This window comes from Sphingosinicella sp. (genome assembly GCF_052387495.1).
Lineage (GTDB): Bacteria > Pseudomonadota > Alphaproteobacteria > Sphingomonadales > Sphingomonadaceae > Allosphingosinicella.
In genome coordinates, this window is sequence record NZ_JBQTJC010000053.1 from 1 (window position 1) to 10,661 (window position 10,661).

Below are 10,661 nucleotides of genomic sequence, written 5' to 3' on the forward strand. Positions count from 1 at the left end.
GCTGCTGGGGGTGGTGGCGGAGATCGAGCCGGTGGCGGAGCGGGTGCGGTTCGTGGAGCGGTTGAGCGCGCCGATGCAGCGCTGCCTGAACCATTTCTGGCCGGGCTGGGCGCATCGGGGGCAAATGCCGCCCCCGCAGTTCCTCAGCGGGGCGGGGGGCTGCGCGGTCTGGCTGATGGTGACCGGGCGCGGCTTCGGCAAGACGCGCGCGGGGGCGGAATGGGTGTGGGCACTGGCGCGGAAGTTCGGCGACGCTCGGATCGCTTTGGTCGGCGCGACGATCGAGGACGTGCGCCAGGTGATGATCGAGGGCGAGAGCGGGCTGCTCGCGACGGCGCGGACCGGCGAGACGGTGCGTTACGCGCGGACCGACGCGATCCTGCGCTTCCCCTCGGGCGCGGAGGCGTTCGCTTATTCGGGCTGCTGCCCGGACAAATTGCGCGGGCCGCAGCACCATTTCGCCTGGTGCGACGAGATCGCCAAATGGCGCCACCCGGACGCGACCTGGGACAATCTGCAGCTCGGCCTCAGGCTGGGGGAGAGCCCGAAGGCGCTGGTGACGACGACGCCCAAATCGGTGCCCTTGGTCCGCCGGCTGGCGGCGGCGGGCGACGTCGCGAAGACGCGGGGGCGGACGGCGGACAATCTCAACCTGCCGGACGCCTATCTGGCGCGGATGGAGGGGGAATATCGGGGGACGAGGAAAGGACGCGAGGAGCTGGACGGGGAGATCATCCTGGAGGCGGAAGGGGCGCTGTGGAGCCATGATTTGCTGGCGCGGGGGCGGTCCCCTTCATTCCTCCCCGCGATTTCGCGGGGAGGGGGACCGGCGCAGCCGGTGGAGGGGCCCCTCCACCATGGACAGGTGGACAGTGCCCCGCACTGTCCAGCGATGTCCGGGGGACATCGCGACCTGTTCATTTCGGGTGGTCCCCATCATCGGGTTGGCCATGCCCCGCATGACCAAGGATCGTCTTGGAGACGATCCGACCCGATGATCCTGCAAATGCAGGGGAGGATCGAATTGAAGCGGATCGTGATCGGGGTGGACCCGCCGGCTTCGGCGCAAGGGGATGCGTGCGGAATCGTGGCGTGCGGGCTGGGGAGCGACGGCGTGGGTTATGTGCTGGGCGATCATAGCGAGCGCGGGCTGTCGCCGGAGGGGTGGGCGGCGAAGGTGGTGGAGGCGGCGGGCTTCTGGGGCGCGGATTGCGTGATCGTCGAGAAGAATCAGGGCGGCGACATGGTGACGAGCGTGCTCAAGACCGCCGATCCGGCGCTGCCGGTGCGGCCGGTCCACGCCCGCTACGGCAAGGGCGACCGGGCCGAGCCGGTGGCGATGCTGTTCGAAAGCGGCATTGCGCGGCTCGCGGGCTGCTTCCCCGAGCTCGAGGACGAGCTTTGCGCGATGACGCGGGGCGGCGGCTGGGCGGGGCCGGGGCGCTCGCCCGACCGGGCCGACGCGATGGTCTGGGCGCTCACCGAGCTGATGCTCGGCAAGCCGAAGGCGGAGCCGCGGATCAGGCGGCTCTAACGAACGCGGGGGCCCCCGAAGGGCAAAGGGGGCGGGGGCTTGCGGTCGCGGCGGGGGAGCTGGGCCTGATAGGCGACGCCGCAATGCGCGACGCAATAGGGAAAGCCGGGATTGGCCGGGGCGCCGCAGAAGTGGAAGTCCGGCTCGCCCGGGTGGCCGATCGGCCATTTGCAGATCCGCTCGTTCAAATCGAGCAGGCCGGTCTTGTCGGCGATCTCCGGGCTCGGCTTGGCCGGGACGAGGCGGCGCGGCGGCGCCGGCGGGATCGGCGCCTGCTGGTCGCCCGGGCCCTGACGGACGAAGCCGCCCGGGCCGATCGAGCGAACGACCGGCTGCGGCGGCGCGGGCGCGGCGGGCGCCTCGGCGGCCTCCGCGGCAGGCGCGGGCTCGGCGGCGGCGGGGGCGGGCTCGGCCGGCTTGGGTTCGGGCTTGGGCGCCTCTGCCTTAGGAGCGGGGGCGGGCGCCGGGGCGGCGGCGACGGTGGGCTTGGGCTTCTCCGCCTTGGGCTTCGGCTTGGGCGCCGGGGCGGGCTCGTTCGCCTTGACCGGCGAGGGCCGCGCCTGGAGGCCCAAGCGGTGGGCCTTGCCGATTACCGCGTTGCGCGAGACGCCGCCGAGCTCGTCGGCGATCTGGCTCGCGGTCATGCCCTGCTTCCAGAGCGATTTCAGGCGGTCGATCCTCTCGTCGGTCCAGGACAGGGACATCACTCTTCCTTCAGGCTTCACGGCTTGCGGCCCACAGCGTCAGCGACTAGCGACGGCGCTCATGAACGGCCAGCCTTCGAATTGGGTTCAAACCGACCCCGGCGTCCCGATCATCCGGAACGTCAATTGGGGCGGCCTTGCGACCCTCTATGTGAAGGAGGTGAGGCGTTTCTTCAAGGTCCAGCTGCAGACGGTGTGGGCGCCGGCGGTGACGACGATGCTGTTCCTCGTCATTTTCACGGTGGCGCTGGGGCGGGACGGGCGGACGGTGGCGCTGGGCGGGGCGGCGGTGCCCTTCGCCGATTTCCTGGCCCCCGGCCTGATCGTGATGGCGATGATCCAGAACAGCTTCGCCAATGCCAGCTTCTCACTGCTCGTCGGCAAGATCCAGGGGACGATCGTCGACTATCTAATGCCGCCGCTCTCGGTCGGCGAGCTGATCATGGGACTGGTCGGCGCCTCGGTGACCCGCGCCATCCTGGTCGGCTTCGCGGTCTGGCTGGCGATGCTGCTCTGGCCGGGCGTCCATGTCCTGCCGAGCCATGTCTGGGCGCTCGCCTGGTTCGGCCTGATGGGGGCGATGATGCTCGGCTTCCTCGGCCTCGTCACCTCGGTCTGGGCGGAGAAGTTCGATCATGCCGCGGCGGTGACCAATTTCGTGGTGGCGCCGCTGGCCCTGCTCTCGGGCACCTTCTACTCGATCGATGCGCTGTCGCCGACCTTCCAGGCGATCAGCCACGCCAACCCCTTCTTCTACGTCATTTCGGGCTTCCGCTACGGCTTCGTCGGCGAGGCGGATTCGCCGATCCTGTTCGGCGCCCTGCTGCTGCTCGGAATCAACCTCGCGCTCGGGGGGCTTTGCTATGCCCTGCTCAAGAGCGGGTGGAAGCTCCGCGCCTGAAGGTTCCGCGGGCGGACGCGCCCGGCGCTCATTTCGGCGTTTGTTCATACAACTTGCGACAATTATGAACGGATTCTGTCGAGTGCGTTCAGCGCGGGGGCATTGCCGGGCTCGTAGAAGGGCCTCTGCAATTGTGCAGCAAGGAGTAGTCACATGCGTAAGTTGCTTATCTCTGTCGCCATCGCGACCGCCACGATCGCCGCTGTTCCGGCTGCGGCTCAGTATCGTGGCGGCGATAGCCGCTATGACCAGCGCGACGATCGCCGTTGGGACCAGCGCGACGATCGCCGTTGGGACCAGCGCGATGATCGCCGCGGCGGCGACCGCGGCTATGATCACCGCGGCCCCGACCGCCGCGCCGTAGCCAATCTGGTCCGCGACCTCAACCAGGCGCAGAACCGGATCACCCGTTCGCAGCAGCGCCGGATCATCTCGCCGCGCGAGGCGGTGAGCCTGCGCCGCGAGGCGATGCAGATCCGCCAGCGGCTCCACTTCGCCGCCCGCGGCGGAATCAGCGGCCGCGAGTTCGCGCAGCTGCGCTTCCGGGTCAACCGGCTCGAGCAGCGCATCCGCCTGGAGCGCCGCGACCGCGACCGCCGCGCCTTCTAAAGCGGCAAAATCGGGGCGCCGGGTCGCGTTGACGCGGCGCCCCCCAAATCCCTATAGCGGGGAATGAAAGGCGGCCTCAGGCGGGGTCGCCTTTTTCCCGTTGCCCGCCGACGCAAGAGGACATCATGGCCATCACCCCGCTCATGCCCGTTTATCCGCGCTCGCCGGTGCGGCCGGTGCGCGGCGAGGGGGTCTATCTCCACGGCGAAGGCGGCGAGAAATACCTCGATTTCGCGAGCGGCATCGCGGTCAATCTGCTCGGACACGGCCATCCGGTGCTGACCAGGGCGATCCAGGAGCAGGCGGCGACTTTGATGCACGTCTCCAACCTCTACGGCAGCCCACAGGGCGAGGCTTATGCGCAGCGGCTCTGCGATCTCACCTTCGCCGACACCGTGTTTTTGACCAATTCGGGGGCCGAGGCGGTCGAGTGCGCGATCAAGACCGCGCGCCGCTACCACCATCACCACGGCCGGCCCGAGAAGCACGAGCTGATCACCTTCGCCAACGCCTTTCACGGCCGCACCTTGGGCACGATCAGCGCGACCAACCAGGAGAAGCTCCGCGACGGCTTCGCGCCTTTGCTTCCCGGCTTCCATGTCGTCGAGTTCGACGATCTCGAGGCGGCGAAGGCGGCGATGGGGCCTCACACGGCGGGCTTCCTGGTCGAGCCGATCCAGGGCGAGGGCGGCATCCGCCCGGCCAGCGACGGCTTCATGAAGGGATTGCGCCAGCTCTGCGACGAGCACGATTTGATGCTCGTCCTCGACGAGGTCCAGTGCGGCTTCGCGCGGACCGGCAAGATGTTCGCGCACGAGCATTACGGGATCGTCCCCGACGTGATGGCCGCGGCGAAGGGGATCGGCGGCGGCTTCCCGATGGGCGCCTGCCTCGCCACCGAGAAGGCGGCGGCGGGGATGGTGATCGGTACCCACGGCTCGACCTATGGCGGCGGGCCGCTCGCCTGCGCCGCCGGCCAGGCGGTGCTCGACGTCGTCGCCAATGACGAATTCCTCGCCCACGTCACCCGGATGGGCGAGCGGCTCAGGGGCGCGCTCGAGCAGATGATCCCCAATCACGACCATCTCTTCGAGAGCGTGCGGGGCATGGGGCTGATCCTCGGCATCAAGATGAAGAGCGACAGCCGCGCCTTCGTGACGCACCTGCGCGAGCATGGCCTGCTGACCGTCGCGGCGGGCGACAATGTCCTGCGCGTGCTGCCGCCGCTGGTAATCGAGGAGGCGCATATCGCCGAGTTCGTCGAGAAGCTCAGCGAGGCCGCGCGCAGCTACGAGGTGCCGCAGGCGGCTTGATGGCGCGGAGGGGGCTATCAGCCCAGCATGCCGGTCGCCAGCGCCGCGCCGATGACGAACATCAGGGCGGCGACGCTGTAGCGGACGGTAGCTATGGTGACTTTCTCGAGGTGGCGGGTGGCGAAGAAGGCGCCGGCGAAGGCGGTGAGCGTGCCGACGACGACGAGCAGGCCCTCCCGCCCGGCGGGGTTCAGCCCGGCCGCGGTGAAGGAGGCGGCGTAGGTCGCCAGCCGCGACAGATCGACGAGGACGGCGATCATCGCCCCGGTGGCGACGAAGACCGGGGCTGAAAGCCCCGCGCGGAGCAGGAAGATCGAGCGCAGCGCGCCCTGCTGCCCTGTCAGCCCACCGAAGAACCCGGTCAGCGCGCCGCCCAGGGGCATCAGCCTCGACGGCGCCTCGAGCTTCTGGAACCAGCGCTGGAGCTCGAGCGTGGCGAACAGGATCATGAGGAGGCCGATGGCGAGCCCGGCGCCGGTCGGCCCGAAGCTCCGCCCGAACGCGCTCCATTCGAACAGCCGCGGCGTCTCCCCGAGCCAGGCGAGCAGCCAGGCGCCGGCGACGGCCGCGGGCACCGCCGGGAGCCCGAACCTCAGCACCACCGCCCAGTCGGCGCGCGTCCAGAGCAGGGCGCCCTTGAACAGGCTGTTGAGGAGGTGGACGATCCCCGTCGCCGCGACCGCCACGGGCGCCGGGAAGAACAGGGCGAAGGCGGGGAGCAGGAGCGTGCCGAGGCCGAAGCCCGAATAGAGGGTCAGCGCCGAAGCCAGCGCCGCCACGATCGCGATGAGCGCGATGTCCATGGGGACGGCCTATGGCGGCGGGGCGGAGCGTCGGCAACCGGGCAGGGCGACGCGGCTCCGCTCAGCGCCAGCGCTCCGCCGGCGCCTTCACATAATGGCGCCAGACATAGCCCCACGGGATGACGAGTCCGAACACGAGCGGAAAGAGTCCGATCGAGATCAAGTCCTCGCCCAATCGCGGCGATCCTGTTCCGGCCGACCATTGCGGCAGCCCGAAGCGGAGCAGCCAGATCAGCTTCCAGACGAATTCGAAGAGCAGAATCGGGACCATCTTGAGCGGGTAGCGAATGGCGATCAGCGCCATTAAGCAGAGGCCGCCCAAGATCGACGTAATCATCCCACGGCCCACCGGATCGGGCCAGATCAGGGCGGGCAGAACGTCCGATCCAAGCGAGATCACGCCGGCGAGGGCGCCGAGGCGGATGACATAGAGACGCCACAACGGGACCTCGTAGGCGGTAGCAGCGGCGGGCGCGGAGATCGGCTCAGGCGGCTGCATGGTTCGCCGCTACTTCGCTCACTGGACGGCGGAACGTCCAGGGGTCGCTCGGCCTGACCACGTAATTCGCCCAGACATAGCGCCAGGGGATCACGAGGAGCAGGACGGCGCCGAGGGAGGTCTCGAAGATCGTCGTCCGCATCCCCTCGTCGAGCGTGCCGTCGAGCCAGCGTGGGAGCGCGAAGGCGGCAAGCCAGATCACCTTCCAGGTCAGCTCGACCAGCAGCAGTGGAAGCATCCGCAGCGGATAGCGCAGCCCGAGCAACGCCAGCAGCCCGATCGTCCCGAGCAGCGCCCAGGCGACGCCGGTCATGCGTGGCAGCTCCAGGCTGTGGCTGAGGATCAGCGGCCAGACCGTGAGCCCAATCCCGACCGCCATAATCAGGTACATGGCGCGCATCACCCACAGCCGCAGGGGCGAAACTTCGCTCATGCCAATTTCCTTTCCGGAAGCGCCTGGAGGGAGGCGCGCAGCCGCTTTCCGAGCCGTACGCGGGCGAGCCAGAAGGCCATTACCGCGAACGGCGCGAAGCCGAGGAGGAGCAACGCCGGCGAGCCGCGCCAGGCCGCGGGCAATATGTCCTGCTGACCGATGAAGAAGGATCCGGTCGCGATGAAGAAGGCGAAGCACATTCGCCAGAGGTGCCGTGCGATGCGCCGGGCGGGCGTCAGCGGGCTGCGCAGGATCGCGTTCAGATCGAGTAGCCCGGCGAGCAGGCACACGCTAGCGAGAACATAGATAACGCCGGGGCCCGCCGGTGTCGTCGCGCCGTCCATGACGACGCCCCAGTACATGACGGCGGAAGTGCCGAGCGCGGCCGCGCAGGCCAGTATCTCGAACCTGCCAGTGCTCCCGTCGCGCCGGCGCGCGGCGACCCAGGAGGTCGTCACGAAATAGAGGACGAAGAGCGGCGCGACCGGCGATAGCGGCTCGGGTTCCCGGAACGGCCCGAGGATCGCCGCGGTGATGCCGAGGACGACCATCGAGCCGAAGAAGGCGGTCCCCGCCCGGGCGTGCAGCCGGCCGCCCTTGCGCACCGCAACCGCGATCGTGCCGGCGGGCAGGGCCAGCAGCCCGGCACCGATGTGGATGGCCATCAGGATGTTCATGCCGCCTCCCGTTCGTCCGCCACGGCGTCGGGCAGATATTCGAGGATGTCGCCGGGCTGACAGGCCAGCGCGGCGCAGATCAATTCGAGCGTCGAGAAGCGGATCGCGCGCGCCTTGCCGGTCTTGAGGATCGAGAGGTTGGCAAGGGTGATCCCGATCCGATCGGCGAGCTCGGTCAGGGTCATCCGGCGTTCGTGGAGCAGGTCGTCGAGCTTGACGGCGATCGCCATGTCACACCGTCCCTTCGAGGTCGTCGCGCATTCGCGTGCCTTCCGCGAACACCCGCGCCAGCATGAAGGTGAGCAGCACCGCGAGCCAGCCGTTGACCGAGAAGCTGGTATCGAGATCGACCGGATGCGCCGGCGTCGAGATCGTCCTCCCGATCAGCCAGATGGCGCCCCCGAGCAGCTGCAGCGCGAGCAGCGCCCAGGCGATCGCCTGCAGACGCTTCGCGTTGGCGGCGACGAACGGGTCGCCGACGCGCACCGTCTCGATCATCGCCAGCAGGCGCGTCAGGATCAGGTGATTGATCGGGATCGTGACGAGCCCGAGCATCGCGACGGCGCGCAGCCCCCAGATCAGCCGCTCGGTGTCCGGCGACGGCGAGAGGTGGAGCGCGCTGATGATCCATTCCCGGTGCGGCATTACGACCAGCAGAACGAGGATCGCGGCGCCGAGCAGCCAGTTGAGGACAACGAGCAGGCGCAGCAGGGCACAAGCGATCGGCAGCGCGGCGGAATAGGATCGGCTCATCGCCATGTCTCCATTGGCTTATCGATAAACGATAATAACCTTATCGATATTCGGCAAGGACTTTCGCGCAAGCGGGGTGAGCGCGGGTATCGTCGGGAATTTGGACGGGCGGCTCGCCAAGGCCGCGGCGAGTGCTCAGCCCTTGGCTTCGCCCATCCGATAGGCGCCGACGCCTTCGCCGAGATGGGGGTTGTTCGCCTCGCGCAGGCGGGCGCCTTCCTCGTCGTAGAGGAAGGGGAGGAAGGCGTAGCGCTTGCCCCGGGTCACCGGCGTCGCCTCGTGGAGGAGGGAGCAGGAGAAGACGATCGCGCCGCCAGTCGGAGCGCGATAGGTGCGGCTTCCGAATTCCGGAAAGCGCAGGTCGCCGCCCTCATAATCGCCGGCATTGAGATTGATCGTCACCGCGAACTTGCGGTGCGCCGTGCCCTTGGTCGTATTATCGCGATGCGGCCGAAAGTGGCCCGCCCCCGCCTCGTAGCAGGCAACGAGATGGCGCTCGACTCGGGTCGGCGTGAACTGGAAGGCACGCTGGACGGGAATGTTGAGACGCCGGTTCAGGCGGGCGACGATCTGGCTGCGCAACTCCGGGTCGTCGATGTACCAATCGCGCCTTTGCTTGTGCCTCGGATCGACGAGCAGCCGCGTCTTGCCGTCGACGTCGCGCATGAAGCCCGATTCTTCGCCGCCGTCGGCCTCGTAGCGGCGGATCAGCTCGGTGCACATGTCGGGCTCGAGCACGCGCGGCACGCGCAGCACCGGTGCCCAGAGGTCTTCGGCGGCTTCCGGAAGGCTTGCTTCGAGCCTGGCGATGGCGCGCTCGCCCTCGTCGAGCCGCCAGGCGCCGATCGCGCGCAGCGAAGGATCGAGCAGCAGCCAGTGCGGCCGGTAATTTTCGCCGTCGCGCGCGCCGTAGAGCGTGCTGACGGCGCCGTCATAATCGAGGAAATAGCGGATGCCGGGCAGGCTTTGCGCGATCTGTCCCCGCGCGGTATCTTCCGGATCGATCGTTATCCCGAAGAAACAGGCGCTTTCGTCGTCGAACAAGGCCCGGTGGCGTTCAACCAGCGCCACCGCGTCGCGGACGGCCTCGATCCGAATGGAGCCGAAGAAAAGCATCAGCACGTGCCGCCCGGCGACGGTGTCGAAGGCGTAGTTCGCCAGCCCGTCAAGCGCGACGGCGTGGAACCAGGGCGCGGCGTCGCCGGGCAACAGCGGCTTTCGACGTCCGGGCGGCGCGGAGGGTGAAGGGGCCATAGCTCGGCAGCCTATCGCGGCTGTGGCGGATATTGAACCCACCCGCCGCTCGGCCCAAATGGTCCCGATGACCTCCGCTTCCGTATCTTCCGCCGCGAAGCTCGACGCGGCTTTGGGCTTCGCGCTGCCGGCGCGGGATGCGCGCGGGCGGCTGGTGCGGCTCGGGCCGGTGCTCGACGACATCCTCTCGGCGCACGATTATCCGGCGCCGATCGCGCGGATCCTCTCGGAAGCGCTGACGCTGACGGCTTTGTTGGGCGCGACGCTCAAGGAAGCGGGCGGCCAGCTCACCCTGCAGGCGCAGACCGAGGCGGGGATCGTCGACCTGCTCGTCTGCGACTATCGCGGCGGCGAGCTCCGGGGCTATGTTCGATTCGATCCGGAGCGGCTGGCGGCCGAGGCGGCGGTGCCCTCGCTCGAGGCCCTGTTCGGCAAGGCCTATCTCGCGATCACCTTCGACCAGATTGTGCCGGGCGACGACAAGATCGAGCGCTACCAGGGCATCGTCCCGCTCGAGGGCGGCAGCCTCGCCGAGGCGGCGCAGCATTATTTCAGCCAATCGGAGCAGATTCCGAGCCTGGTCCGGCTCGCGGTCGACGATACCGGCCACGTCGCCGGCGGCATCCTGCTCCAGCATCTGCCCGAGGGCGAGGAGGGGCGCGACCGGCTCCACACCCGCCTCGACCATCCCGAATGGGACCATGTCCGCGCGCTCGCCGAGACGATCCGGGCGAACGAGCTCACCGACCGCGAGCTCGGGCTCGAGACCCTGCTCTGGCGGCTGTTCCACGAGGAAGAGGAGGTGCGCCTGCTCGCGACGGTGGCGCTGGAGAAGGGCTGCCGCTGCACCTACGAGCATGTCCGCGGCGTGCTGGCGCGTTTCGCGCCGGAGGAGCGGCGCGAGATGGCCGACGACGAGGGCTTCATCAGCGTCGATTGCGAATTCTGCTCGCGCGTCTTCCCGGTCAAGCTCGACGACCTCGACGCCGACCAGGTGTGAATTCATAGCGTTAACGCGCTGTTTACCATGAGGCTGCTAAGAGGAGGTCGTGCCAGTTTTTGCGGGCACGCTTTCCTCCCTAGCAGGCTTCAAGCCTGAACTGGGCCGCCCTTCGGGGCGGCCCGTTCTTTTTCCGGCCCGTCGCCGCTATAGGGTCGCGCCATGAGCCAGGCCGCCGTGG

13 protein-coding genes are annotated in these 10,661 nt (G+C 68.7%); 5 read left to right on the forward strand and 8 right to left on the reverse strand.

Features of this window, described 5'->3' with window-relative positions:
* On the forward strand, positions 1-1,534 hold a 1,534-nt coding region (locus tag ACT4N8_RS03005), incomplete at its 5' end, for a DNA-packaging protein (RefSeq protein ID WP_444856657.1).
* On the opposite strand, the gene ACT4N8_RS03010 is transcribed toward ACT4N8_RS03005, so the two are convergent.
* Positions 1,531-2,232 carry a GcrA family cell cycle regulator gene (locus ACT4N8_RS03010; protein ID WP_444856669.1) on the reverse strand — a complete coding sequence of 234 codons (702 nt, stop codon included), beginning with the start codon at positions 2,230-2,232 and terminating at the stop codon, positions 1,531-1,533. The two genes, ACT4N8_RS03005 and ACT4N8_RS03010, sit on opposite strands and share 4 nt — an antisense overlap.
* Positions 2,233-2,299: 67 nt before the next feature.
* Between ACT4N8_RS03010 and ACT4N8_RS03015 the strand changes: the two genes are divergently transcribed.
* From ACT4N8_RS03015 to ACT4N8_RS03025, 3 genes are all read left to right on the forward strand, one after another.
* The gene (locus ACT4N8_RS03015; RefSeq protein ID WP_444856658.1) at positions 2,300-3,139 is read left to right on the forward strand and encodes an ABC transporter permease; all 840 of its coding nucleotides are present in this window, start codon (positions 2,300-2,302) and stop codon (positions 3,137-3,139) included.
* A 153-nt stretch (positions 3,140-3,292) separates the two neighbouring features.
* The gene (locus tag ACT4N8_RS03020) at positions 3,293-3,748 is read left to right on the forward strand and encodes a hypothetical protein (protein WP_444856659.1); all 456 of its coding nucleotides are present in this window, start codon (positions 3,293-3,295) and stop codon (positions 3,746-3,748) included.
* Positions 3,749-3,873: 125 nt separating this feature from the next.
* Positions 3,874-5,061 (forward strand): aspartate aminotransferase family protein, encoded by a 1,188-nt coding sequence (locus ACT4N8_RS03025; protein WP_444856660.1) that lies wholly within the window; start codon positions 3,874-3,876, stop codon positions 5,059-5,061.
* Between the two features lie 17 nt (positions 5,062-5,078).
* On the opposite strand, the gene ACT4N8_RS03030 is transcribed toward ACT4N8_RS03025, so the two are convergent.
* From ACT4N8_RS03030 to ACT4N8_RS03060, 7 genes are all read right to left on the reverse strand, one after another.
* Positions 5,079-5,864: a TSUP family transporter gene (locus ACT4N8_RS03030; protein ID WP_444856661.1), complete on the reverse strand. Its 786-nt coding sequence runs from the start codon at positions 5,862-5,864 to the stop codon at positions 5,079-5,081.
* A 61-nt stretch (positions 5,865-5,925) separates the two neighbouring features.
* Positions 5,926-6,363, reverse strand: coding sequence for a hypothetical protein (locus ACT4N8_RS03035; RefSeq protein ID WP_444856662.1), 438 nt, complete (start codon positions 6,361-6,363; stop codon positions 5,926-5,928).
* Positions 6,350-6,796, reverse strand: coding sequence for a hypothetical protein (locus tag ACT4N8_RS03040; protein ID WP_444856663.1), 447 nt, complete (start codon positions 6,794-6,796; stop codon positions 6,350-6,352). Before ACT4N8_RS03040 ends, ACT4N8_RS03035 begins: the two co-directional genes overlap by 14 nt.
* Positions 6,793-7,473 (reverse strand): hypothetical protein, encoded by a 681-nt coding sequence (locus ACT4N8_RS03045; protein WP_444856664.1) that lies wholly within the window; start codon positions 7,471-7,473, stop codon positions 6,793-6,795. The genes ACT4N8_RS03040 and ACT4N8_RS03045 overlap by 4 nt, the downstream gene beginning before the upstream one ends.
* Positions 7,470-7,703: a helix-turn-helix domain-containing protein gene (locus ACT4N8_RS03050; protein ID WP_444856665.1), complete on the reverse strand. Its 234-nt coding sequence runs from the start codon at positions 7,701-7,703 to the stop codon at positions 7,470-7,472. The genes ACT4N8_RS03045 and ACT4N8_RS03050 overlap by 4 nt, the downstream gene beginning before the upstream one ends.
* A gap of 1 nt (position 7,704) precedes the next feature.
* Positions 7,705-8,226 carry a DUF2975 domain-containing protein gene (locus ACT4N8_RS03055; RefSeq protein ID WP_444856666.1) on the reverse strand — a complete coding sequence of 174 codons (522 nt, stop codon included), beginning with the start codon at positions 8,224-8,226 and terminating at the stop codon, positions 7,705-7,707.
* Between the two features lie 135 nt (positions 8,227-8,361).
* A complete protein-coding gene (locus ACT4N8_RS03060; RefSeq protein WP_444856667.1) occupies positions 8,362-9,435 on the reverse strand; it encodes a 2OG-Fe(II) oxygenase in 1,074 nt (357 codons plus the stop codon).
* A 112-nt stretch (positions 9,436-9,547) separates the two neighbouring features.
* Here ACT4N8_RS03060 and ACT4N8_RS03065 point away from each other — a divergent pair, with 112 nt between their 5' ends.
* On the forward strand, positions 9,548-10,480 hold the full coding sequence (locus ACT4N8_RS03065; RefSeq protein ID WP_444856668.1) for an Hsp33 family molecular chaperone HslO: 933 nt from the start codon (positions 9,548-9,550) through the stop codon (positions 10,478-10,480).
* Positions 10,481-10,661: the final 181 nt, after the last annotated feature.

What these genes read in the sequence shown, in the direction of transcription:
- ACT4N8_RS03055 (WP_444856666.1), bottom strand. Translation starts at nt 8,226, where the DNA reads ATGAGCCGATCCTATTCCGCCGCGCTGCCGATCGCTTGTGCCCTGCTG.
- ACT4N8_RS03035 (WP_444856662.1), bottom strand. Translation starts at nt 6,363, where the DNA reads ATGCAGCCGCCTGAGCCGATCTCCGCGCCCGCCGCTGCTACCGCCTAC.
- ACT4N8_RS03020 (WP_444856659.1), top strand. Translation starts at nt 3,293, where the DNA reads ATGCGTAAGTTGCTTATCTCTGTCGCCATCGCGACCGCCACGATCGCC.
- ACT4N8_RS03050 (WP_444856665.1), bottom strand. Translation starts at nt 7,703, where the DNA reads ATGGCGATCGCCGTCAAGCTCGACGACCTGCTCCACGAACGCCGGATG.
- ACT4N8_RS03030 (WP_444856661.1), bottom strand. Translation starts at nt 5,864, where the DNA reads ATGGACATCGCGCTCATCGCGATCGTGGCGGCGCTGGCTTCGGCGCTG.
- ACT4N8_RS03065 (WP_444856668.1), top strand. Translation starts at nt 9,548, where the DNA reads ATGACCTCCGCTTCCGTATCTTCCGCCGCGAAGCTCGACGCGGCTTTG.
- ACT4N8_RS03045 (WP_444856664.1), bottom strand. Translation starts at nt 7,473, where the DNA reads ATGAACATCCTGATGGCCATCCACATCGGTGCCGGGCTGCTGGCCCTG.
- ACT4N8_RS03015 (WP_444856658.1), top strand. Translation starts at nt 2,300, where the DNA reads ATGAACGGCCAGCCTTCGAATTGGGTTCAAACCGACCCCGGCGTCCCG.
- ACT4N8_RS03025 (WP_444856660.1), top strand. Translation starts at nt 3,874, where the DNA reads ATGGCCATCACCCCGCTCATGCCCGTTTATCCGCGCTCGCCGGTGCGG.
- ACT4N8_RS03040 (WP_444856663.1), bottom strand. Translation starts at nt 6,796, where the DNA reads ATGAGCGAAGTTTCGCCCCTGCGGCTGTGGGTGATGCGCGCCATGTAC.